Raw genomic sequence first — 23,465 nt, 5'->3', positions numbered from 1 at the left:
CGGGCCTGCGCCCCGCCGCAGGTACGAATTTTTTGGGGTGGCTGAACGGGGCGGGGGGCCATAGACCCGACCCCATGACCATGCCGGCGAACATCGATACTGGAGTGCTGACCGAGAAGGAGAAGCAGACGCTGCGGCTGATCTGTCGGGGCCATGACGCGAAGTCGATCGCGCGGAGCCTGGGCCTATCGGTGCATACGATCAACGAGCGGCTGCGCGATGCGCGGCGCAAGATGGCGGTGTCGAGCAGCCGCGAGGCGGCGCGGTTGCTGCTGGCAGCGGAAGGGGATGAGGCGGTTTTGGCGACCCCCGATAATGTCGGGGACGATAATGTAGGGGACAGGCAAATCGGGGAAGACCCGCCTGCCCCCAAGGCCGAGGAGGACAGCGCGCCAGTCAGCGGCGCAGGGCGGACGCAAGGCCGCCTCTGGACCCTCATCGGAGTATTGATCATGACGCTTTCCCTTGGCCTGCTGGCTCTCGCCGCCCTGCCCCAGAGCGCGCCGCCGTCGGCCGCCCCTGTCGCCGCGCAGGCGGTCGCCGAAACCGAAGTGACGGAAAGGGCGCGGCAATTTCTGATACTGCTGGATCAGGCGCGCTGGGCCGATGCCTATCAACAGACCGGCGCGGCGTTCCGCAAGCAGAACAGCCAGAAATTGTGGACCGATGTGTCGGAAAAGGTGCGGGCGCCGCTGGGCATGGCGCTGTCGCGGACGCTGATCAGCCAGCAAAATCTGCCGGCGCCGCCCGATGGCTATGAAGTGGTGAAGTTCCGCACCAGCTTCGCCAGCAAGCCGGACGCGGTGGAGACGGTATCGCTGGAGCGCGCGAAGGGCGGCTGGGTCGTGGTGGCCGTGCTGGTGGAGTGAGTAGCGCGAAGGCGCTCAGGCGCTTTCCACTTTGAGCACCGTTCCTTCGACACCAATGATGCGGACCCTATTGCCAACGGGGGCGTCAGGGCCGGTGGCGCTCCAGACGCTGTCGCCGACCCTGACGCGGCCTTCGCCGCCGCTGATCGGCTCCACCACCGTCACCGTCTGGCCGATCAGCCGGGCGGTGCGGTCGTTGAGCAGGGGATCGGCGGAGGCGACCGGGTTATCCACATACCAGCGGCGGCCGGCATAGACAGCAAGGACGCTGAGCGCCGCGAAGAGCAGCAGTTGCGCGGGCAGGCCGATCGGCAGCGCCAGCGCGACAAGGCCGGTCAGCGCCGCCGCGATCGCGACCCAGATCAGGAAGACGCCGGGCATCAGCACCTCCGCTATGCCGAGCAGCGCGGCGAAGACGAGCCAGGCCCAATGGTCCTGAAGCAGGGTGAGGAAGGCGGTCATGGGTGGGGGTTCCGGGGGAAAGTGGACGTGAAGCCCCTCTCGTTCAGAGCAAGGATTTGGGTGGGAGCCATGCTCAAAGCATAGCATGTGGGGCACGCCCCCACCCCCATCCCCTCCCCTGAAGGGGAGGGGCTATTGGTTGAGCGCATCCCCGTCATCCCTGACTCTGGCCGAAGGGGCCGCGCCTTGGCGGAGGGGGTGGTGCGGGGGGTGGCGGAGTTTCCGTGCCCAGCGCGTCCTTTGCCAGTTGGCCGATGCCGCCCAGCGTGCCGATCAACTGGGTCGCTTCGACCGGGAAGAGGATGGTCTTGGCATTGGGGGAAGTCGCGAAGGCGGCGACGGCTTCGGTATATTTTTGCGCGATGAAGTAATTGAGCGCCTGCGGATTGCCCTCCGATATGGCCTGCGACACCATCTGGGTCGCCTTGGCTTCGGCCTCCGCTTCGCGTTCGCGGGCTTCGGCGTCGCGGAAGGCGGCTTCGCGGCGGCCTTCGGCCTCCAATATCTGCGATTGCTTCTGCCCCTCGGCGCGCAGGATTTCGGCGGCGCGCGCGCCTTCCGCGTCGAGGATGTTGGCGCGCTTTTCGCGTTCCGCCTTCATCTGGCGGCCCATGGCGTTGACGATGTCGGCGGGCGGGCGGATGTCCTTGAGTTCGACGCGGGTGATCTTGATGCCCCAGGCGTTGGTGGCGTGATCGACCACGGAGAGCAAACGGGCGTTGATCTCGTCGCGTTTCGAGAGGGTTTCGTCGAGGTCCAGCGACCCCATCACCGTGCGCAGGTTGGTGGTGGCGAGTTGCATGATCGCGACATAGAGTTCGGACACTTCATAGGCGGCCTTGGCCGGGTCCAGCACCTGGAAGAAGACCACGCCGTCGACCGACACCATGGCATTATCCTTGGTGATGATTTCCTGCCCCGGAATATCGACCACCTGCTCCATCATGTTGATCTTGCGACCCACGGCGTAGAAGAAGGCGGGGTAGAAATTGAGGCCGGGCTTGGCGACTTCGGTGAAACGGCCGAAGCGTTCGATCGTATATTGATAGCCCTGCCGCACTACCTTCACGCTGACGGCGAGGTAGAAGAGGACGAGTCCGGTCAACGTGAGTGCGAAAGTCGTGAGCATTATCCTGCCTCCCGTTTAGGGGTTGGACTATGCGCGCTAATCTTTAACGGGGAAAGGCAAACCCGTTATATGGCCCGCCCGAGGAGAGAGTATTCATGTTGCTGCGCCATGCCCGTTCGCTGCTGTTCCTGCCCGCGTCCAACGCCCGCGCCATCGCCAAGGCGCGGACCCTGCCGTGCGACATGGTGATACTGGATCTGGAGGATGCGGTGCCCGACGACGCCAAGGAAACGGCGCGCGATGGAGCGATCGAAGCGCTGGGCGAAGGCTTTGGCGGACGGCTGAGCGCGGTACGGATCAATGTGGAGGGGACGCCCTGGCACGGGGTGGAGATGATCGCGGTCAAGGCTTCGGGCGCGGACTATGTGGTGCTGCCCAAGGTGGAGCATCCCAAGCAGGTGAAGGATGTGTTCAGCGTGTGCCACAAGCCGGTGATCGCGATGATCGAAAGTGCGCAGGGCGTGCTGGCGGCGGTGGAGATTGGGCGGGCGGAAGGCTGTGCCGGGCTGTTCATGGGGAATAATGATCTGCGCAAGGATCTGGGCATTCCGCCGTCGGCCGGGCGGGCGGGCCTGTCGCTGGCGATGCAGTCGGTGGTGCTGGCGGCGCGGGCGGCGGGGATCGCGGTGTTCGACGGCGTGTTCAACCGGCTGGCGGACGAGACGGGGCTGGAGCTGGAATGCGCCGAGGGCCATGCGCTGGGCTTTGACGGGAAGACGCTGATCCATCCGGCGCAGGTGCCGGTGGCCAATCAGGTGTTCGGCCCGGATGCGCAGGCGGTGGCCGACGCGCGCCGCCTGATCGAGGCGGCGACCGGCGGAGCCGAGCGGTTCGAGGGCCGGATGATCGAGACGATGCATGTCGAGGAAGCGCAGGCGCTGATCGCGCGGGCCGAGGCTGTGAGCCTTTAGAAGGGGATGAGATTGGCTTGACCCACGCCGTCATTGCGAGCGCAGCGAAGCAATCCATCGGTGCGCCATTGGATTGCTTCGCTGCGCTCGCAATGACGATTCAATATGAAGTCATCCCACTCTGGTAATGCGCTTCTGGCGCATCCGCATCCTGAAAACCCGCGCGGGCGAGCGGCTGCGCCCATGTTGCCATGTTGCTACACGTTGCAATAAATACGCTACATTTGGCGGGCATTCATCGCAGATTCATTGACTTGGCGTGCTTTCCTGAGATTTTTTCCTGCATTCCGCTCCATCGAGAGCAGCGAAGAAACAGGGGTAAATATGATCAACCGCACCGCTTTTGCGCGGACCCTTCTGGCCGCAAGCGCCCTTTCCACCCTGCCTGCCCTGCCCGCGATGGCGCAGCAATCCGCCGCCGTGGACGATAGCGAGACGATCGTCGTCACCGGCAGTCGCATCCAGCGCAGCGACTATAATGTCGCCAACCCGCTGGTGACGGTGACGGCCGAAACGCTGGAGCAGGCAGGCAACGTCCAGATCATCGATACGCTGGCGCAGAATCCGGCGCTGATCAATTCGCTGGGCGGCGCGCGGACGTCGGGGTCCAACAGCGATTTCGGCGCGGTTGGCGTTGCGCTGCTCGACCTGCGCGGGCTGGGCGACAACCGCACGCTGGTGCTGGTCAACGGCCGCCGCCATGTGGCGAGCCTGTCGGGGTCGGCCGCGGTCGACATCAACACCATCCCCAACGACCTGATCGAGGGCGTGGACGTGCTGACCGGTGGCGCATCGGCCATTTATGGCGCGGACGGCGTGTCGGGCGTGGTCAATTTCCGCCTGATGCGGAATTTCGACGGCTTCAAGGCGAGCGGGCAAGTCGGCATTTCCAGCCGGGGCGATGCGGGCCAGCGCTATGGGTCGCTGACCTATGGCAAGAATTTCAGCGACGGGCGCGGCAATATCGCGCTGTCCTACGAATTTCGGGAGCAGGACCGGCTGAGCAGCTTCAATCGCAGCCGGACCGGCAATCCGCTCAACACCTATGGCATCGTGCGTGATCCGGCGGACATTCCTGACGATCCGAACGTGCCCGACCGCCGGCCGTTCAATAATCTGCGCTATGCCGACAGTTCGCTGGGCGGCGCGATCGACGTCGATTTCGATGGCATTCCCGACTTCACCGGGGAAGGCAAAGTCTATGATCGCGGCCTGCTGCTGCCGTCGTCGGGCGGTTTGACGCAGGGCGGCGACAGCACGCCGCTGGCCGGCTATCAGGGCGACCTGCAAGCCTATAACCGGGTGCATAATTTCAACCTGCTGTCGCATTATGATTTCAGCGACGCGGTGAAATTCTTCTTCGAAGCCAAATATGTGAAGAACAAGACCTTCACGCTGGCGCAGCCTTCGTTCGACTTCTTCACCTATCTGACGCCGGACAATGCCTATTTGCAGGACCAGTTTGGCGATCTGGCGCCGGACGGCGCGCTGGTGTCGCGCGACAATTTCGACATGGGCGTGCGTGGCGAGAAGAACAACCGCGAGACGATGCGCTTCGTCGGCGGGTTCGAGGGCGCGATTTCCGATCATGCGAAATATGAACTGTCCTACACGTTCGGCCAGACCAAATCGAAGGTGCTGCTGACCGACTATCGCATCGGCGACCGCTACTGGGCAGCGATCGATGCGGTGCGCGATCCGGCGACGGGCCAGATCGTCTGCCGGTCTACGCTGGACCCGACGGGCAATATCAATCCCGACAATTATGATGCCCCGGCCACCACCTTCACGCCGGGCGCAGGCAGCGGGTGCCAGCCGCTCAACCTGCTGGGCAACGGGTCGCCCAGTCAGGCGGCGCTCGACTGGGTCAATGCGGACATCATGAACCGCGCCAAGATCCAGCAGCATGTCGTGTCGGGATCGATCTCCGGCGATTTCGGCCAGTTTTTCGAACTGCCCGGCGGCCCGATCGGCTTTGCGATCGGCGGCGAATATCGCAAGGAAAAGAGCAGCTTCGTCCCCGACGAGCTGTTGCAGCAGGGGGCGTTGCAGGACTTTTCGCTCCAGTTGCCGGAAAAGGGCAGCTTCGACGTGAAGGAAATCTTCGGCGAATTGTCGGTGCCGGTGCTCAAGGAAGTGCCCTTCGCCCATACGCTGTCGTTCGGCGCAGCGGTGCGCCTGTCGGATTATTCGACCGTCGGCAAGACCACGACCTGGAAGGTGGACGGCACCTATGCGCCGATCCCCGACATCACCTTCCGCGCCACATTGTCCGAAGCGGTGCGTGCGCCCAACATCACCGAATTGTTCGCGCCGCGTAACGGCGGCTTCTCGTTCATCGGCGATCCGTGCGATCCGGTCTATATCGGCGAAGGCACGCAATATCGCGCCGCCAATTGCCAGGCTGCCCTGACCGCTGCGGGCCTGACGCCGGAACAGATCGCGGCCTTCAACCCCGAAAATGATCCGACGGCAACGGTCAGCCTGCCGGGCAATTCGGGCGGCAACCGCAATCTGCGGGAGGAAACGGCACGGACCTGGACGGCGGGCACCGTATTGCGCCCGCGCTTCATTCCGGGCCTGATCGCGTCGTTCGACTGGTATGACATCAAGATCAAGAATGCGATCAGCACGCCGACGGCCGAAGAACTGGCGGGCCTGTGCGTCGACCAGCCGACGCTGGACAATGTCTATTGCCAGAATATCACGCGCGCCACCGGCACCGGCTATATTGCGGGCTATTTCGTCCAGCCGCAAAATGTCGCCAATTTCAAGACCGCTGGCGCCGACATGAAGCTGAACTACAACTTCAATACCGCCAAGGCGGGCGCGTTCAGCATCTCGCTGGTCGGCGGTTATCTCGACAAGTTGCAGTTCATTGCGACGCCGGGCGCCGAGGTCAATGTCGATCGTGAAGAGCCATATTTCCCCAAGTGGAACGTGACCGGCGACATTACGTGGAAGCTGGACAAGCTGACGGTCAACTATGGCGTAAGCTGGTTCAGCAAGACCCGCCGCTACACCACCGAGCAGACCGACGCCAACCCCGACATCGCAGCACCAGAATATCTCTGGTACAAGGAAAAGTGGCAGCACGACCTGTACGTCGCCTATGACGTGGACGAGCGGTTCCGTTTCTATGTCGGCGCGAACAACCTGTTCGACCAGCAGCCCTCGATCGCGTCGAGCAACTATCCGATCAGCTATGTCGGCCGCTACATGTATGCGGGCGCCAAAATCACGATGTAAATCGGATCGACAGCGTCAGAGGGACGAAAGGGGGCGGTTTTCCGTCCCCTTTTTCTTGGGCGGCGCCCCTGCCCTGCCCCCTGCTCCACCCCAGCCCTTGCCGTGTCGCCGATCCGCGCTATGTCCGCCCGTGGCATCTTTCGGGAGTGGGCATGGGTCGCCGTTTCAGCATCAATGTTTTCGCGGTGATAAGGGGGGCGGGCGTGGCGCTGCTGTTCCTGGTCATCACGCTGTGCCTGGCGATCACCATATTGCCGCCCTTTCTGGACCGGATCTATTATCGGGGGCCGGTCAGCCGCCATTTTGACGGCGTGCATTTCCACAATCCCGATGGCGTGATCGATACGCCCGCGCCGCCCGGCACCAGTCGGCAGGGCTTCATCGCGCGCTGGCTGCTGGGCAATGACGACCGGCCGCCCTGGCCGGAGGCGATCGCGGTCAAGCCGGCGCGCCCGGCCCCCTTTGCCGCGCCGCGCGGCATGGTGGCGACATGGGTCGGCCATGCGACCGTGCTGGTGCAGGCGGCGGGGCTCAATATCCTGACCGATCCGATCTGGTCCGACTATGCCAGCCCGCTGCCCCCGCTGGGGCCAAAGCGCGTCGCGCAGCCGGGCATCCGGTTCGACGACCTGCCCAAGATCGACCTGATCGTGCTGAGCCACAATCATTATGACCATATGGACCTGCCGACATTGAAGCGCCTGTGGGAGCGGGACCGGCCCAAGATCGTCACCAGCCTGGGCAATGACGCGATCCTGAAGGCGAACGGGATTCCGGCGACGGCGCTGGACTGGGGCCAGTCGGTCAGCGGCGCGGCGCTGAACGGGCTGGCGCCGGAGGCGGTGATCCAGTGCGGCAATTATGAACATTGCCCCGATTATCAGGTGCATGTGACCCGCAACCATCATTGGGGCAGCCGGTGGGGCACCGACCGCAACCGGGCTTTATGGTCCAGTTTCGTGATCGGGACGCGGGCGGGCAATATCTTCTTCGCCGGGGATACCGGCGCGGGCGACATGGCCTGGCCCTATGAAGCGGCGCGATATGGCCCGATCCGGCTGGCGCTGATCCCGATCGGCGCCTTCCGCTTCTGGCCGGGACAGATGCAGTCGGACGCGCATATCGGCCCGGCACAGGCGGTGGAGGTGTTCAAACGGCTGGGCGCTTCCACGGCGATCCCCATCCATTGGGGCACGTTCCGCCTGTCATACGAACAATGGGACACGCCGCCCCGGATGCTGGAGCAATATCTGCGCTGCGCGGGGATAGAGCGGAAGCGCTTCGCCCCGTTGCGGGTGGGGCAGTCGCTGCTGGTGCCAACCGTCAGCCCGGCGCCGATCGGGCCGAAACGGTGCGACGAACGGGCGATCCGGGCGCTGGAATAGGAAAGCCGATCAGCAGTCGCCGATCCGTTCCAGGGTACGGCGCAGGCGCAGGACCGCGCTGTGGCTGGCGCCCGAAGGTTCGGGAATGCGCAGGATGCTCTGAATGTCGAGGCGCAGATAGGTGGCGCCGACCATCCCCTCCGCCCGGACGGTCGGGGTCGCCTGTGCGCCGTTCACATCCTGCGGGGCGCAGCGGGCCAGGCCGGTCAGGGTGGCGCCATCCTGCGTCCATTGCTCCATCGTGCATTCGGGCAGTTGGGCGCGCAGCAGGCGGGTGGCTTCCTGCGCGTCGCGCACGCGCGGTTCGGTGCATAGCTCCTTAGACTTGGCGCCCTTTTCCATGTCGGCGCGCAGGCTGGCGGGCAGTTCCTCCAGCGGCACCGACTGGTCATCGATGGTGACGCCGATCGCGCGGCTCTCGTCGCGCCAGCGGCCAAGGCGCGGCACATTGGCGGGATCGTCCACCGGCGGCGGCGCGCAGGACGCCAGCATCGCCGTCAAGCCCATGATCCCGATCCGCCGCATCGGCCGCCCCCTATTTCCGGGTGGTAGCGTAGCGGCGGGCGATTACCGCAGGCCTAACGCACACCGGCTTTTCGGCAATGGTTTGAAGCAGAGATGCTGCATTTTTGGAAGGTGGGGGTATTGGACCGTGTGGACAAATTCAGCGCCCGCTGAATGGCCGGGATGGGTGGAAAGCGGAATGGCGGCTGTTGGGCCTGCAAACTACAGATGCAGACATTGCAACTTCCCTTAGAATGTCAGTCCTGAAACCCGCGAAATACGCCATCCGCTTCGACGGCTGATGCAAATTCGCTAAAGTCCATATTTGCTAGCGACACGTTATTTTCGACACCCCAAAGTTCAGCAGGAATACAACGGAACTGTCCACCGGGGGGAATGGGATCAACGCAAAGCAATGGCATCTGTGGTTCGATCATCGTGCGACTGTCTGCGATAACGATCAATGCAACGTTGGTGTTAGCATCAGCTTCCTCCGCCAGCTTGAAAGGATCAGCGTTATCATAACGATGATCATTCACCGGATTTAGGTTGGCGAGAAATCCATCGACTGAAGGCTTGGAAACCGCTTCGATAACGCGCTCCCAAGCACGGTCGTTGGAAAAGTCGGTTCTCACCAGCGGCGTTCGGTCGCCATCAATAGGGATCATTCTTTTGCCCTCTGTCAGCTATGCGGTGAAAATAGACAGGTCGCGAATGTCCGCAAGTGGTCGTTTTCAGACCGACCGAATTGTCCACGCAGCCTTGCCTGAATCCGCATTGCAAGCGCTGCGCGCCGAAATGACGGAGCGGTCATCACAACCCGTCCCTTATCTCAGCCCGGCGTGGGGCAATCGCCCAGCCGGCGGCCGGTGAGGTCATGGGTGGTGCGCAGCACCGGCTTGCCGCCCTGCGTCTTCGTCATGGTGGTGCCGAGCATCAGCGTGTCCGCGCCATAATTGCCCTCTATCACGATTTCGGACGTGCCCGCGCCCGCCGTGCAGGCCAGCGTCGCGATCAGGCGGCCCTTGCGCACCAATTTGTCCTTGAAGGTGCAGGCCGTGCCTTCCTGCCCCGCCAGCGCATCGGCGGCGGGGACGCCCTGCGCATCGACGGCAATACACAGCTTCTGCGTGGCGACCTGTTTCAGCGCTTCCTGATACTCCGCCGGGGTGACGGTGGGGGTGTTGTAGCCGGTGGTCTTGCGAACCAGTTCCCACTCGCCGCCCTGCATCAGCACCGGTGCTTCCTCAGCCTGGGGCGCGGGGGCCGGATCGCTGCCGCAGGCAGCCAGACCAAAGACAAAGCCGATCGGCAGCGCCGCCAGCATGATCGTTCGCATATCCTCTCCCCTGTTCTCGTCTCGGAACAGGGCGAAGGCTCTACCGGCGGCGGCCAAAGCGCAAGCGGAAATGATGGGGCGGCGAGATTATCGGCGGCGGCGGGTGGGCGCGTGGAAATCGGGCGGTTTGTCCGCGATCCAGAGGAGGAAACGGGCGATGTCGGGATGGGCGCGCAGAGCGTCAGGATCGGCGAAGGCGCGCGCCAGATCGGCATTGGTCAGCGTGGCATGGATGATGCGATGGCAGATCGGATGGACCGGCACGGTGTCACGCCCGCCCCGGCTTTTGGGGCGGGGGTGATGCCGCTCTACCCGGCGCCCCAGCGGACGGGCGCAGAGCCAGCAGGCCCCGCCCCCGTCATCCGCCACGTCCTCAGCCAAGGCATGATCGCATCAAGGCTGCTCTGCGCAGTCCGGGCCGATCCATTTGCCTTCCGACCGGGCGGTCATGGCCATGGTCATGCCCTGCGCGCCGCCTTCCATCTTCATATCCATGTCCATGGTGAAGTTTTCCGGCGCATAGGTGCCGGACATGGCGGCATTCATGACGCCATTTTGCGCCTTGCACGATACCTGCCCCTTCACCTTGCCGGCCTTCGCCTCGAACCCGCCATAGGTGCAGTCCTTATTCTCCTGCCCGGCGAACATCTCGCCACTGGGATTGGCGGCCTGTTCGGGCGTGACGCAATATTTGTAGGAACTCTGGTTCATCAGCCCCTTCATATGCTCCTCCACGCCGGCGGGCGCCTGGGGCATGTCGATATCCTGCACGGTGAAGCGGCCTTCCCACTGGCCGGGCTTCAACTGGACCTTGTCCACCTGTTCCTTCACCGCCTGCTTGCTCATCGCATCGGTGGCGGCGATGTCGCCCGCCTTGTCGCCCGGCTTGTCATTGCAGGCGGAAAGTCCTGCCGCCAGCAGCGCCAGCATCCCCATCGTCCGACGCATCTTCATCCTCCCAGTTTCAGCCCACCTGTGTCCCGGCCCGTGACAGAACATAACGTCGCCGTGCGTGGGTTCAATGACATGGCGCAAATGGGATGAATGTTCTTGATTTGTTCTTGACGATATGATAGCGGGATGCGGAAACTTTGGGGGGAGTTTGCATGCAGCGCGGGGTGACAGGAGAACTGACCGCCTTCAGCCTCTATCTTCGGACCGGGCGCCGTGTCGCGCCACCCGCGATCGAAGTGAAGTTCAACCCCTGGCATGACGAAGACAATGGCCGCTTCACCTTTGCCGGGCAGGGACGCTATTTCGGGGCCGGTGGCAGCGGGGGAACGCGCGGGCCAAAAGACTATCGGGACGAGGATGGCCTTCCCGATCGCAGCCGCAATCGCGTGGATCATCCGGACAATCATAGTGTCCATATCGTGCAACCGGGGGACTCGTTCTCCCGCCTCGCGGCGCGGCGGAAGGAACTGACGGTGCGGGGCCTGGCATGGCTTAACGGGCAGTCGGTCGATCAGCCGCTGACGATCGGGCAGCCGATCAAGCTGCCCAATCAGGCCTATCTGGACGCGGGACGGGACGCGAAGAACAGGTTTCTCGGCCTTGCTCATTATATGGAGCGGCATGGCGGGAAGCTGCCGCCCAACACTGCAAAGCCGCCAACGCTCGAAAGCCAGATTCTCGATGCAGACTGGAAGCGGGAGACGAAGCATGGCTATGATTTCCATATCGATGTCGCGGCGCGCAATCGGCGGACATTTGGTCAATTGTCTCTGGCGGAGAAGATCGCGCGCTCACGCCGCAATCAGGCAGAGGCGGGCAAGCCCGATCGGCTGGCCAGCGACGATGGCGGCCATTATATCGCTGCTCGCTTCAACGGCCCCCGCGACAGCTTCAACCATTTCGCCCAGGATGCAAGTTTCAACCGCGGCGCCTATCGTGTCATGGAAGATAAATGGGCCGGGGAATTGCGCGCCGGGCATAAGGTCTTTGTGGTTATCGAACCGCTTTACCACGGAGCGTCGAGACGTCCTTACCAACTCAATGTCAGCTGGGAAGTCGATGGCCAAAGAGCCAGCCAGAAATTCCCCAACGAAGCGAAAGGCAAAGTCGGTGGCAAAAGATAAGCTCGACATTTTGAGTCATCTCTTCAACCAAATTGGCGTGGAACTGGTCGATATCGTCGGCGGCGACCCCGATGGCATTTTTCTTTACGTCGAGATCGGCGAGGGTTGGATCAGCCCGAATATCTTCAAGGATGAAGGCGATCAGATTCGCTATCTCGACGACAATGAAACGCTATCCGATCTTCTCTGGGAGGCTTGGTATGCCGAGTCAGACGAGGGTGGCATCAAGCGCTGGTCGATCATGGAATATGAAATCAAGCAGGGGAAGGTCGATATCAGCTTCCGTTTTCCTGACGAAGTGAATGTCGAAACAATCAGCATGGACCGCCGCCAGACTGCCCTGCGCGCGCGGTTCGGGGACAAGCCGGTCGTCTATCCGCCCATGCCCGAGGGCGCTTTCGAGTTGAAACCCTGACCCGTTCCGACGCCGATTGCGTCGCAGCCCAAAGACCCCATATTGCGCCCATGTCGATTCAGATCCGCACCACGCTCGATGAACCGGAAACCGGCGAAGGCTTCGTGCCGCATCGCCCCGCGCGCCCTGAAAAGAGCGAGGGCGGTCGGCCCTTCACGCTGGTCAGCGATTATGAACCGTCGGGCGACCAGCGCACGGCGATCCCCGAACTGGTGGAGCAGGCGCTGGCCGGGGAGAAGGATCAGGTGCTGCTGGGCGTCACCGGTTCCGGCAAGACCTTCACCATGGCCAAGGTGATCGAGGCGTTGCAGCGGCCCGCGCTGATCCTTGCGCCGAACAAGATTCTCGCGGCGCAGCTTTATGGGGAGTTTAAGAGCTTCTTCCCCGACAATGCGGTCGAATATTTCGTCAGCTATTACGACTATTATCAGCCCGAAGCCTATGTCGCGCGGTCGGACACCTATATCGAGAAGGAGTCGAGCGTAAACGAAAGCATCGACCGGATGCGCCATTCGGCCACCCGCGCGCTGCTGGAGCGGGACGATGTGATCATCGTCGCGTCGGTATCCTGCCTCTATGGTATCGGCTCGGTCGAAACCTATTCGGCCATGACCTTCAGCATGAAGAAGGGCGGGATCGAGGATCAGCGGGAGATCATCCGCAAGCTGGTGGCGCTTCAGTATAAGCGCAACGATGCGGGCTTTGCGCGCGGCAATTTCCGCGTGAAGGGCGACAATCTGGAGATTTTCCCGTCGCACTATGAGGACACGGCCTGGCGCATCAGTTTCTTCGGCAACGAGATTGAGGAGATTGTCGAGTTCGATCCGCTCTCCGGCAAGAAGGTCGCGAGCCTCGATTATGTGAAGGTCTTCCCCAATTCGCACCATGTGACGCCGGGGCCGACGCTGAAACAGGCGATGGAGGCGATCCGGTTCGAGATGGTCGAGCGGCTGAAGGAGCTGGAGAGCGAAGGCAAGCTGCTGGAAGCGCAGCGGCTGGAGCAGCGCACCAATTTCGACCTGGAGATGATCGCGGCGACAGGCAGCTGCGCGGGGATCGAGAATTACAGCCGCTTCCTGACCGGCCGCCTGCCGGGCGAGCCGCCGCCGACCCTGTTCGAATATCTGCCCGAAAACGCGATGCTGTTCGTGGACGAAAGCCACCAGACCGTGCCGCAGATTGGCGCGATGGCGCGGGGCGACCATCGGCGCAAGATTACGCTCGCCGAATATGGGTTCCGTTTGCCGAGTTGCATCGACAACCGGCCGCTGCGCTTCAACGAGTGGGATGCGATGCGGCCGCAGACGGTCAGCGTGTCCGCCACCCCCGGCCCGTGGGAGATGGAGCAGACCGGCGGCGTGTTCAGCGAACAGGTGATCCGGCCCACGGGCCTGATCGACCCGCCGGTCGAGATCAAGCCGGTGGAGGATCAGGTCGACGACCTCATCAACGAATGCCGCAAGGTCGCGGCGCAGGGCTATCGCACGCTCGTCACCACGCTGACCAAGCGGATGGCCGAGGATCTGACCGAGTTCATGCATGAGGCGGGCATCAAAGTCCGCTACATGCACTCGGACGTCGAGACGCTGGAGCGTATCGAGTTGATCCGCGATTTGCGGCTGGGCGTCTATGACGTGCTGATCGGCATCAACCTGCTGCGCGAGGGACTGGATATCCCCGAATGCGGGCTGGTGGCGATATTGGACGCGGACAAGGAAGGCTTTTTACGGTCCGAAACATCGCTGATCCAGACGATCGGCCGCGCGGCGCGGAACGTTGAGGGGCGCGTAATCCTCTATGCCGACCGGATTACCGGATCGATGGAGCGGGCGCTCAATGAAACGTCACGGCGGCGGGAGAAGCAAGAAGCGTACAACCTCGAACATGGCATCACGCCGACCACGATCAAGCGCAATATTGGCGACATCATCGCCCATGTGTCGAACAAGGATCAGGTCACGGTCGAGACCGGGCTGGAGGATCGCCCGCACCTCGTCGGCCATAATCTGCGCGCCTATATCGAGGATCTGGAAAAGAAGATGCGCGCGGCGGCGGCGGACCTGGAGTTCGAGGAAGCCGGCCGCATTCGCGACGAAATCCGCAAGCTGGAAGCGGAGGAGCTTGGGTTGCCGCATGAGCAGCAGGTCGCGGCGCCTAGAGGCCGTGCGACGGAGGGGAAGCCGGGGACAAGGAAGGGAAGATTTGGGAAGACGACGCGGAAATTTGGGCGGTAATTTCTAACCGTCTGGTGAGTGAGAAATTTTCAGTAAATTTGAGTTGAAAACCTATTATAATAACACTGGACGGCGGACTCTAAAGGACTCTTAGTTTATGGCTGAACATCAGGATAAGCAGCCATGGTCAAACCCGCCAAACTTCTCGAACGCCTGCTGCAAGGCAACCGCAACGTCAGTTTTCGTGATTTCCAGCGCTTGCTCGAAGCCTTTGGTTTTCACCTGACGCGCGTGACGGGCAGCCATCATGTCTATGGCCGTGCCGGCCTCGACCGTCCGCTGATCATCCAGCCGAAAGGCAAGGACGCCAAAGCCTATCAGGTCGAACAATTTCTTGATATGGTCGAAGCCTACGGCCTCAGCATGGACGAATGATGGACCATCATTACCACATCAATGTCTTCTGGTCGAAAGAGGACAAGGTCTGGATCGCGGACGTCCCCGACCTCAAACCCTGTTCCGCCCATGGCGATACGCCGGCGGAGGCTATTGCAGAAGTGCAGGTTGTGATCGGCCTGTGGCTCGATTTTGCGCGTGACCGTGGCCACCCTATCCCCGACGCGCGCTATCGCCCGGCAATCTACGCCGCCTGATTCCCCTCAATAAGTCCGGCTCGTCACCTTGGCGGTGCCGTCGGGGAGGATTTCGATCAGGTGGGCGCTGTCATTATTGCATTGCGCCTTCCATCCTTTCACGCCCGGCCGGATTTCCGCGCGCTCCGATCCCGTGACCGAGGGGCAGGCAGCGCCCGACGCCTTGATCGCCTTTTCCAGCACGCCGTTGCGCAGGTCCGGGTCCAGCTTTGCGACCTGTGCGGCGGCGCCGGTGTCGGGCTGGTCGACATGGGGCGCGGGGGTGTCGCTTTCACCGCCGCCGCAAGAGGCGAGGCACAGGGAGATCGGCAACAGGATCGCAATTCGCACGTCTTTTTCTCCGTCATGATGGGACGCTCCGACCATTAACCAGGGCCGGGCGCGAAATGATCCGTCAGTTGCCCGGTGCAGGCGCGCGGGACGTCAGCCTGCCGCTTTCCAGCAGCGGCAGGCCGCCTTCGGTCGGCACATAGATGAGGCTGGCTTCCTTCGAATCGATCGCCTGAATCTGAAGATAGCGCAGATAGCCGTCGGGACCGCCCAGGCTGTCCTGAAGGATGCGGTTGGCGCGCGCAGCGCCTTCTGCCCGGACGACTTCGGCGTCGGCCAGCATCTTGGCGCTTTCGAGGCGCGCCTTCGCCTCCAGCACGGCGATCTGGCGGGACGATTGCGCCTCCGCCAGTGCGGCGCGGCCATCCTGCTCCTTGCTGTAGACTTTATAGGTCGGGCAGCACCAGAGCACCCCCGACAATGTCAGGGCGAAGAGCAGGATGATCCCCAGCATCCCGGTTCCGGTTATGCGCATGCTTCAGCTCTCCCCCCGTTGTTCAGTCGGCAAATCCATCCGTCGCGCGGATGAGCGCGTCCAATATGCCCGGTTCATTATAGGCGTGGCCCGCGCCCTCGATCATCTCGAAGCGTGCCTGTGGCCATGCACGATGCAGCGCCCAGGCCGTTTCGGCGGGGCAGGCCATGTCGTAGCGGCCCTGCACAATGACGCCGGGAATGCCGGCCAGCTTGCCCGCGTCACGGATCAGCTGGCCATCCTCCATCCAGCCGCCATGGACGAAATAATGATTTTCGATTCTAGCGAAGGCGAGCGCGAAATCATCCGCATCATGGGTGGCCGACAGCGCCGGATCGGGCAGCAGGCGGATCGTTTCCCCTTCCCACACGCTCCAGGCCCGGGCGGCGGCGATCCGGGCGGCACGATCGTCGCCCGTCAGGATGCGGCGATAGGTGCCGACCATGTCGCCGCGATCGCTTTCCGGGATCGGGGCCACGAAGCGTTCCCATTTGTCGGGATAGATGCGGCTGGCGCCATGCTGATAATACCAGTCGATCTCGCTTTGGCGGATGGTGAAGATGCCGCGCAGCACCAGTTCGGTCACGCGATCGACATGGGTCTGGGCATAGGCCAGCGCCAGTGTCGATCCCCAGCTGCCGCCGAAGACCAGCCACTTGTCCACAGCCATCATCTCGCGCAGCCGCTCTATGTCGGCGACCAGATGCCAGGTCGTATTGGCCTCCAGATGGGCGTGCGGGGTCGACCGGCCGCAGCCGCGCTGGTCGAACAGCAGCACATCATAGCGGGCCGGATCGAACAGCCGGCGATGATCGGGCGAAATGCCCCCGCCCGGCCCGCCATGCAGGAAGACGGCCGGTTTCGCGCCCGGCGTGCCGGCGCGTTCCCAGTAAATGCTGTGGCCATCCCCGACATCCAGATGACCGGTGGCATAGGGGGTGATGGGGGGATAGAGACTGTGCATGGCTCCGTCCTAACAGGCGGCGCGCGCAAGCGAAATGGGGGTGTGGCGCGATGCGGATGAGGACGGTGATGCTGGGCGTGCTGGCATGGGCGATGAGCGTGCAGGCAGCAGACGCGAAGCCGGGCGCGTCCTTGTCCGGAAAGCGGCTGGTGATCATCGACGATGATGTGATCGGCCTGAATGGCGTGCCGCTGTTGTTGCTGCAAAGCCCGGATGTGGAGGTGCTGGGCATCACCACCACCAGCGGATCGGTGTGGCGCGACACGGCAACCGCCTATGCGCTGCGCACGCTGGAGATCATCGGGCGGACCGATGTGCCGGTGGTGCCGGGCGCGACCTTCCCGCTGATCAACAGTGCGGAGGCGACCAAGCGCTGGGAGGGACAATATGGCCGGCTGATATTCAAGGGGCCGTGGACCGATTACTGGCCGGGCGACACGATCCAGGATCATCCCGGATCGAGCGACCCGACCAAGGTAGCGGACCTGCCGATCGGCAATCCGGTGACCAAGCCTAGCACGGAAATCGCCGCCGCCTTTCTGCTGCGCATGGTGAAGGCGCATCCGGGCGAAATCACTCTGTTCGCGACCGGGCCGATGACCAATATCGCCATCGCCCAGAGCATGGACCCCAGCTTTGCCGCCAATGTGAAGGAAATCCTGTATATGGGCGGCAGCCTGGCGCCGCATCAGGCGTTGCAGGGCGCGTCGGCCGAGCAGTTTGCGCGCGAATTCGTCAATTCGCCGCGGCGCGAGTTCAATATCCGCTGGGACCCGGAAGCGGCGAAGATCTTCGCCCATGCGCCCTGGCGGAAGATCAGCATGATCCCGGTCGATCCGTCCACCGGCACGCAATGGACGCGGGCTTTTCTGGACGGGCTGAAACCGGCGGGGACGGCGCTGACCGATGCGCTGCAAAATGGCCCGCAGCCGGGCTTTCCGATGTGGGACGAGATTGTCGCGATGGCATGGCTGAACCCGGAGATCGTGACGAAGGACGAGACTTTGTGGATCGATTTCGAGACCAGCCAGACGGCGGCCTATGGCGATACGCTGTCCTGGGGTGAGGCCTATCGCCCGCATCTGGGCGAACAGGCGCAGCGGGTGATCCTGTCGGTCGACCGGGCGAAGATGGAGGCGGCGATGACGGCGCTGTACAGGCGACCGGTGGGCGCTTCGACCAACGGCGGAAAGATATCGACCCGCGCCAAAGCGCGCCGTTGAACCGGGCGCGCGACGGGCGCATGGTCGCGCTTCCTTGCAGGAGGGGTATCATGCGCCTGATCGTTGCACTTGCCGTTACGGGACTGGCCATCGCCAACCCGATCGCCGCTCTCGCCAGGGCGGATTATGCCGCCGCGATCGCCGACCCCAGACGCCCGGCCGAGGCGCGGGCCCTGGATGCCAGCCGCAAACCGGCCGAGACGCTGCAATTTCTGGGCCTGAAGCCCGGCATGAAGGCAGCGGATATCATGACCGGTTCGGGCTATTGGGCGGAGATCATGGCCGATCTGGTCGGGCCGAAGGGCAAGGTCACGGGGTTCGAACCCAGCCAATTTTATGCCAGCGAAGAGGAAAAGCCTAAATGGGCGGCGCTGGTCGCCCGGCGGCCGGAGGTGGCGTGGGTGCGCTATCCGTTCGAGGCGTTCGCAGCGCCGGCCGACAGTTTCGACTTCACCATCATCAATATGAGCTATCACGACCTTTACTGGCAGTCGGACAAATATGGCATCCCGCGCACCGATCCGGCCGCGTTCGTGAAGACGCTCTATGCCGCGACGAAACCGGGCGGGATTGTCGGGATCATCGACCATGTGGGTGCGCCGGGCGACACGCGGGCGATCGTCGACGCGCTGCACCGGATCGATCCGGCGGTGGTGAAGGCGGATTTCGAAAGCGCCGGTTTCGTGCTGGAGGCACAAAGCGCGTTGCTGGCCAATCCGGCGGACGATCATGGCAAGCTGGTGTTCGATCCGGCGGTGCGGGGGAAGACGGACCGCTTCCTGTTCCGGTTCAGGAAGCCGCGATAATCCTCCCCGTGCCGGGGAGGATTTGAGCGCAAGGCGTGGGATGACGGTAGCGCCCTCCTCCGCCATGCCGCTTCCCATGGACCTCACCGATCTCGACCGCCATGGCGCCGCGCGCGTGCCTGCTCTCCTGTCGCCTGACCAGTGCGCCGCAATTATCGCGCTGTGGGATGATCCCGCCGCCTTTCGCAAGGAGGTGGTGATGGCGCGGCATGGCTATGGCCGGGGGCGCTATCGTTACTTCGCCTATCCGCTGCCGGAGCCGGTTGCCACGTTGCGGGAAGCCCTGTGGCCCGCGCTGGCGGCGCAAGCCAATCGCTGGGCGGCGATGCTGGGGAGCAGCGATATCTATCCGCCGCGTCATGCCGATTTCCTCAATCGCTGTGCGCTGGGCGGGCAGGACAAGGCGACGCCATTGTTGCTGCGGTACGAAGCGGGCGACTGGAATGCGTTGCATCAGGATGTCTATGGCCCGCATATCTTCCCCTTGCAGGCGGCGGTGCTACTGTCGCAGCCGGACCGGGATTTCAGCGGCGGCGCCTTCGTCCTGACCGAGCAGCGGCCCCGGATGCAGTCCCGCCCGGAAGTCGTTCCGCTGGCACGGGGCGACGCCGTGGTCTTCCCGGTGCGCGACCGGCCGGTCATAGGCACGCGCGGCGTGCACAGGGTGCAGATGCGCCATGGCGTCAGTCGGTTGCTGTCGGGCGTGCGCTATACGTTGGGCCTGATTTTTCACGACGCTGCATGAGTCTTTGAAAATGCGCGAAAGGGCGCATTTTGGCCCGCACCGGCCCACACCCCCACCCGACCGCCCATCTAGGATACTATGTCTGGGCGGTCGGGTGACGGTGCGGGCCGGTGCGGAATTATAACAATCAGCCAGCCCCTGTTCAGCCGGCACATTACATTTTGCGACAAATTTGTCCGGCAAATGCCAGAATCTTGCGACAAGTGGCAGCTAGACAAATAGGGGTTCCGGTCTGTTCTGTGGGGGTATTTTCGTGCGTCGATCCGCATCTGTCATTCTGCTGCCGTTTTTGCTGGGCGTGGCGCCCGGCGCATTGATGGCGCAGGAGCAACCGCAGCGCGGCGGCGCCGTCCAGCATATGGACGAGAATGAGGGCGAGGAGATCGTCGTCACCGGACAGGTGCAGCGCGGGTCGGTGATCGGCGATATCCAGCCCGAACAGCAATTGTCGCCCGCCGATGTGCGCGCTCTGGGCGTCGCCTCCATTTCCGAACTGATCACCGAATTGTCGCCGCAAACCAATGGCACGCCGGTCATTCTGCTGAACGGCAAGCGGATTTCCAGCTTCTCGGAAATTCAGGATTTGCCGACCGAGGCGATCCAGCGGGTCGACATATTGCCCGAACAGGTGGCGCTATCCTATGGCTATGCGCCCACGCAGAAGGTGGTGAATATCGTGCTGCGCGAACGGTTCCGCGCGGAAACGGGGCAGGCGAAGCTGGGCACGACCACGCAGGGCGGCCGCGAAAATGGCGAGTTGGAAGCAGGGATATTGCGCATTCAGGGCGATAATCGCTTCACGCTGAATCTGGAATATAGCCGCGCCGCGCATCTGCTGGAGAGCCAGCGCGGCATCACCTCCACCGCCGCCAGCCGCCCCTATTCGCTGGGTGGCAATGTGACCGCGACCAGCCAGGGCGGCGAGATCGACCCCGCTTTGTCGGCGCTGGCCGGGCAGACGGTGACGGTCGCCAGCGTGCCGGGCAGCGCCGCCACAGCAGCGCCGACGCTGGCCGATTTCACCGCGGGCGCGAATGTGACCGACGTCAGCGACATCACCCGCTATCGCACGCTCAGCCCGTCGACCGAGAATTTTTCCGCCAACGCCACGCTGGCCCGCGCGCTGGGCGGGGTTTCCGCGACGATCAACGGGCGGCTGGAATTGTCGGACAGCGATTCGTTGCAGGGCCTGTCGCAGGCGGCGCTGACGCTGCCGACGGGCAATCCCTTCTCGCCCTTCGCCAATGACGTGACCCTCTATCGCTATCTGGCGCAGGGCGGCGCGCTGGGGCAGAGCATCCGTGGCACCACCGGGCATATGGGGCTGACGCTGAACGGACGGCTGGGTGGAAGCTGGCAATGGTCCTTCACCGGCAATGGCGACCTGTCGATCACCCGCACCCGCACCGATCGCGGTGTGGATAGCGGCGCTATTCAGGCGGCGCTGGATGCGGGCGACGCCAGCGTCAATCCCTATGGCAGCTTCTCGTCCGGGCTGCTCTCCACGCGGCTGACCGACAGCGCGCGGGCGAAGAGCCAGGCGGTGCAGGGCGACCTGTTGATCAGCGGTGCGCTGTTCGAATTGCCGGCGGGCAAGGTGATGACGTCGATCCGCCTCGGCGCGTCGGCCAATGATTTCAGCAGCCGGTCGGTGCGGTCGGGCGTCGAAAGCAGCAATGATTATGATCGCCAGATCGGCAGCGGCCAGATCAGCCTGGACGTGCCGCTGACCAGCCGGTCGAAGGATGTGCTGGGCGCGGTCGGCGACATCGGCGTCAACCTGAACGCCGCCGCGCAGCGCTATTCGGATTTCGGCACGCTCTCGACGCTGGGCTATGGCCTGCGCTGGCAGCCGGTGAAGGCGGTGCAGATATTGGTGTCCGCCAATCAGGATCGCGCCGCGCCGACCGGCACGCAGCTGACCGATCCGCTGATTTCCACGCCCAATGTCTCCGTGTTCGACTATGCGACCGGGCAGAGCGTGTTCGTCACCCAATTGTCGGGCGGCAATGCGACGCTGAAGGAAAGCGTGCGCGACCAGTTCCGCCTGAGCGCCACGGTCAAGCCGTTCGAAAAGCCGAACCTGACGCTGACCGCCACCTATCTCAATAGCCGAACCAGCAATCCCATTTCCGCCTTCCCATCGCCCACCCCCGCGATCGAGGCGGCCTTCCCGCAGCGCTTCGCGCGCGACGAGGATGGCAATCTGCTCCAGATCGACGCGCGGCCGATCAACTTCCTGCGGTCGCAGAGCGAACAGCTGCGCTGGGGCTTCGACCTGTCCTTCCAGCTGAAATCGCATATCCAGAAGGTGATCGAGGCGTGGCGCGCGGCCGGAGCCAAGCCGGAGGACCGGCCCAAGGAACTGAACGATCTGCGCGCCGCCTTCCAGCGCAACCGGCAGCCGGGGCAGGAAGGCGGTCCGCCTCCGGGTGGGGCGCCGGGTGGTGGCGGCAATAATGCAGGCCCCGGTGGCCCCGGCGGTGGTGGCCAGCGCGGGCCGGGCGGCGGCGGGTTCCGCAGCGGTCCCGGTGGACAGGGCGGCGGGCGGCTGAGCTTCAGCGTCTATCATACCTGGCATTTCACCGAGAATATCCTGATCGCGCCGGGCGTGGCGCCTCTTAATCTGCTGGATGGCGACGCCACCGGATCGTCGGGTGGCCAGCCCCGGCATGAGGTGGAGGCACGGGTAGGCTATATGAATAATGGCATCGGCGCGCGGCTGGGCGTGGACTGGGAAAGCGGCACCCATGTCGACGGCGCGCTCACCGGCACGAGCAGCGGCAGTTCGCGCCTGAATTTCGGCAGTCTGGCGACCGCGAACCTGCGCATCTTCGCCAATCTGGGGCAGATGCCCAGTCTGGTGAAGAATGTGCCCTTCCTGCGCGGATCGCGGCTGTCGATCGGCATCGACAATATCTTCAACGAGAGGCGCGAGGTGACGGACGCCACCGGGGCGACGCCGCTGCGCTATCAGCCGGGCTATCTGGACCCGCTGGGCCGGACCGTGTCGATCAGCTTCCGCAAGCTGTTCTTCGGCATGCCCGGCGCGGGCAATGGGCCGCGTAGTTAAATTCTGATTAGGCACAGCTAAAGCCTGTCGTTCCCCGCCCGTTATGAGGATGCGTAACGGTTGGGGAAGATGAAGATGAAGCCTGTCAGAATCGTGGTGGTCGATGATTCGCTCACCATCCGCGCGATGATCGAAACATTGCTGGAGCGCGACCGCCGGATCGAGGTGGTCGGCATCGCCCGCAATGGCGAGGAAGCGATGGACATGATCCGGCTGGAAAAGCCCGACGTCGTGACGTTGGACATCGCCATGCCCGGCAAGGATGGCATGGCGATATTGGACGAAATCATGGCGATCGACCCCTGTCCCGTCATCATGCTGTCCAGCCTGATGCGCGATGGCGCGCCGATCGCCGCCGAGGCGATGGACCGGGGGGCCGCCGCCTGTTTCAACAAGGCGATGATCGTGCGCGAAGCCAAGCGCTTCGTCAGCCTGATCCGGGAAGTCGGCCGCGGACTGGTGCCGGAGATGCCAGAAGATCAGGTCGCGATCGCCGCCTGATCAGCCAGAGCGGGATGACTTCACATTGAATCGTCATTGCGAGCGGAGCGAAGCAATCCATGGTCGCGCCATTGGATTGCTTCGCTCCGCTCGTAATGACGGCGTGGATCAAACCAATCTCATCTCACTCTAGCCATGCGAACATAAAAAGGGGAGCGGCAGGTGACTGCCGCTCCCCTT

24 protein-coding genes are annotated in these 23,465 nt (G+C 63.4%); 14 read left to right on the top strand and 10 right to left on the bottom strand.

The window, feature by feature from the left end; all coding sequences use genetic code 11:
* Positions 1-74: 74 nt before the first annotated feature.
* Positions 75-869, top strand: a complete 795-nt coding sequence (locus BMY84_RS01810; protein ID WP_093079871.1) for a helix-turn-helix domain-containing protein — start codon at positions 75-77, stop codon at positions 867-869.
* Positions 870-884: 15 nt separating this feature from the next.
* Here the strand turns inward: BMY84_RS01810 and BMY84_RS01805 are convergent, their stop codons facing one another.
* A complete protein-coding gene (locus BMY84_RS01805; protein ID WP_093079869.1) occupies positions 885-1,331 on the bottom strand; it encodes an NfeD family protein in 447 nt (148 codons plus the stop codon).
* A 154-nt stretch (positions 1,332-1,485) separates the two neighbouring features.
* Positions 1,486-2,460: an SPFH domain-containing protein gene (locus BMY84_RS01800; RefSeq protein WP_093079867.1), complete on the bottom strand. Its 975-nt coding sequence runs from the start codon at positions 2,458-2,460 to the stop codon at positions 1,486-1,488.
* 95 nt (positions 2,461-2,555) lie between these two features.
* On the opposite strand from BMY84_RS01800, the gene BMY84_RS01795 reads away from it, so the two are divergent.
* The 3 genes from BMY84_RS01795 to BMY84_RS01785 all read left to right on the top strand — a co-directional run bounded on the left by BMY84_RS01795 (position 2,556) and on the right by BMY84_RS01785 (position 8,005).
* Positions 2,556-3,371 carry an HpcH/HpaI aldolase/citrate lyase family protein gene (locus BMY84_RS01795; protein WP_093079864.1) on the top strand — a complete coding sequence of 272 codons (816 nt, stop codon included), beginning with the start codon at positions 2,556-2,558 and terminating at the stop codon, positions 3,369-3,371.
* 324 nt (positions 3,372-3,695) lie between these two features.
* Positions 3,696-6,620, top strand: a complete 2,925-nt coding sequence (locus BMY84_RS01790; RefSeq protein WP_256215003.1) for a TonB-dependent receptor plug domain-containing protein — start codon at positions 3,696-3,698, stop codon at positions 6,618-6,620.
* A 152-nt stretch (positions 6,621-6,772) separates the two neighbouring features.
* Positions 6,773-8,005 (top strand): MBL fold metallo-hydrolase, encoded by a 1,233-nt coding sequence (locus tag BMY84_RS01785; RefSeq protein WP_093079861.1) that lies wholly within the window; start codon positions 6,773-6,775, stop codon positions 8,003-8,005.
* 9 nt (positions 8,006-8,014) lie between these two features.
* Here the strand turns inward: BMY84_RS01785 and BMY84_RS01780 are convergent, their stop codons facing one another.
* The 5 genes from BMY84_RS01780 to BMY84_RS01760 all read right to left on the bottom strand — a co-directional run bounded on the left by BMY84_RS01780 (position 8,015) and on the right by BMY84_RS01760 (position 10,796).
* The gene (locus tag BMY84_RS01780) at positions 8,015-8,530 is read right to left on the bottom strand and encodes a DUF3617 family protein (protein ID WP_093079859.1); all 516 of its coding nucleotides are present in this window, start codon (positions 8,528-8,530) and stop codon (positions 8,015-8,017) included.
* A gap of 236 nt (positions 8,531-8,766) precedes the next feature.
* Positions 8,767-9,177, bottom strand: a complete 411-nt coding sequence (locus BMY84_RS01775; RefSeq protein WP_093079856.1) for a DUF6924 domain-containing protein — start codon at positions 9,175-9,177, stop codon at positions 8,767-8,769.
* A gap of 164 nt (positions 9,178-9,341) precedes the next feature.
* Complete coding sequence (locus tag BMY84_RS01770) at positions 9,342-9,848, bottom strand: DUF3617 domain-containing protein (protein ID WP_093079854.1); 507 nt, start codon at positions 9,846-9,848, stop codon at positions 9,342-9,344.
* A gap of 87 nt (positions 9,849-9,935) precedes the next feature.
* Positions 9,936-10,229, bottom strand: coding sequence for an HNH endonuclease (locus BMY84_RS01765; RefSeq protein ID WP_093079851.1), 294 nt, complete (start codon positions 10,227-10,229; stop codon positions 9,936-9,938).
* A gap of 12 nt (positions 10,230-10,241) precedes the next feature.
* Entirely contained in the window at positions 10,242-10,796 is a 555-nt protein-coding gene (locus BMY84_RS01760) for a DUF3617 domain-containing protein (protein WP_093079848.1), read from the bottom strand.
* Between the two features lie 158 nt (positions 10,797-10,954).
* Between BMY84_RS01760 and BMY84_RS01755 the strand changes: the two genes are divergently transcribed.
* The 5 genes from BMY84_RS01755 to BMY84_RS01735 all read left to right on the top strand — a co-directional run bounded on the left by BMY84_RS01755 (position 10,955) and on the right by BMY84_RS01735 (position 15,168).
* On the top strand, positions 10,955-11,926 hold the full coding sequence (locus tag BMY84_RS01755) for a DNA/RNA non-specific endonuclease (RefSeq protein WP_093079846.1): 972 nt from the start codon (positions 10,955-10,957) through the stop codon (positions 11,924-11,926).
* Complete coding sequence (locus tag BMY84_RS01750) at positions 11,913-12,341, top strand: hypothetical protein (protein WP_093079843.1); 429 nt, start codon at positions 11,913-11,915, stop codon at positions 12,339-12,341. The genes BMY84_RS01755 and BMY84_RS01750 overlap by 14 nt, the downstream gene beginning before the upstream one ends.
* A gap of 50 nt (positions 12,342-12,391) precedes the next feature.
* Positions 12,392-14,575: an excinuclease ABC subunit UvrB gene (uvrB, locus tag BMY84_RS01745; RefSeq protein ID WP_093079841.1), complete on the top strand. Its 2,184-nt coding sequence runs from the start codon at positions 12,392-12,394 to the stop codon at positions 14,573-14,575.
* 123 nt (positions 14,576-14,698) lie between these two features.
* A complete protein-coding gene (locus BMY84_RS01740) occupies positions 14,699-14,950 on the top strand; it encodes a type II toxin-antitoxin system HicA family toxin (RefSeq protein ID WP_093079838.1) in 252 nt (83 codons plus the stop codon).
* Positions 14,947-15,168: a type II toxin-antitoxin system HicB family antitoxin gene (locus BMY84_RS01735; protein WP_093079836.1), complete on the top strand. Its 222-nt coding sequence runs from the start codon at positions 14,947-14,949 to the stop codon at positions 15,166-15,168. The genes BMY84_RS01740 and BMY84_RS01735 overlap by 4 nt, the downstream gene beginning before the upstream one ends.
* A 6-nt stretch (positions 15,169-15,174) precedes the next feature.
* Here the strand turns inward: BMY84_RS01735 and BMY84_RS01730 are convergent, their stop codons facing one another.
* The 3 genes from BMY84_RS01730 to pip are packed head-to-tail and all read right to left on the bottom strand — an operon-like array spanning position 15,175 to position 16,937.
* Positions 15,175-15,534: a hypothetical protein gene (locus tag BMY84_RS01730; protein ID WP_093079833.1), complete on the bottom strand. Its 360-nt coding sequence runs from the start codon at positions 15,532-15,534 to the stop codon at positions 15,175-15,177.
* A 28-nt stretch (positions 15,535-15,562) separates the two neighbouring features.
* Positions 15,563-15,973 (bottom strand): membrane protease subunit, encoded by a 411-nt coding sequence (locus tag BMY84_RS01725; protein WP_256215000.1) that lies wholly within the window; start codon positions 15,971-15,973, stop codon positions 15,563-15,565.
* A gap of 22 nt (positions 15,974-15,995) precedes the next feature.
* The gene (gene pip / locus BMY84_RS01720) at positions 15,996-16,937 is read right to left on the bottom strand and encodes a prolyl aminopeptidase (protein WP_093079828.1); all 942 of its coding nucleotides are present in this window, start codon (positions 16,935-16,937) and stop codon (positions 15,996-15,998) included.
* Positions 16,938-16,987: 50 nt separating this feature from the next.
* Between pip and BMY84_RS01715 the strand changes: the two genes are divergently transcribed.
* The 5 genes from BMY84_RS01715 to BMY84_RS01695 all read left to right on the top strand — a co-directional run bounded on the left by BMY84_RS01715 (position 16,988) and on the right by BMY84_RS01695 (position 23,285).
* Positions 16,988-18,160, top strand: coding sequence for a nucleoside hydrolase (locus BMY84_RS01715; protein ID WP_093079826.1), 1,173 nt, complete (start codon positions 16,988-16,990; stop codon positions 18,158-18,160).
* A gap of 50 nt (positions 18,161-18,210) precedes the next feature.
* The gene (locus BMY84_RS01710; RefSeq protein WP_093079823.1) at positions 18,211-18,966 is read left to right on the top strand and encodes a class I SAM-dependent methyltransferase; all 756 of its coding nucleotides are present in this window, start codon (positions 18,211-18,213) and stop codon (positions 18,964-18,966) included.
* A 40-nt stretch (positions 18,967-19,006) separates the two neighbouring features.
* Positions 19,007-19,711: a 2OG-Fe(II) oxygenase gene (locus tag BMY84_RS01705; RefSeq protein ID WP_093079821.1), complete on the top strand. Its 705-nt coding sequence runs from the start codon at positions 19,007-19,009 to the stop codon at positions 19,709-19,711.
* A gap of 253 nt (positions 19,712-19,964) precedes the next feature.
* The gene (locus BMY84_RS01700) at positions 19,965-22,784 is read left to right on the top strand and encodes a TonB-dependent receptor (protein WP_093079818.1); all 2,820 of its coding nucleotides are present in this window, start codon (positions 19,965-19,967) and stop codon (positions 22,782-22,784) included.
* A gap of 75 nt (positions 22,785-22,859) precedes the next feature.
* The gene (locus BMY84_RS01695) at positions 22,860-23,285 is read left to right on the top strand and encodes a response regulator (RefSeq protein WP_093081604.1); all 426 of its coding nucleotides are present in this window, start codon (positions 22,860-22,862) and stop codon (positions 23,283-23,285) included.
* Positions 23,286-23,465: the final 180 nt, after the last annotated feature.

It is taken from the genome of Sphingobium sp. AP50 (assembly GCF_900109095.1).
GTDB lineage: Bacteria > Pseudomonadota > Alphaproteobacteria > Sphingomonadales > Sphingomonadaceae > Sphingobium.
Note: the sequence above shows the minus strand (reverse complement) of the source record. Positions and strands in the feature narration are given on the sequence as shown.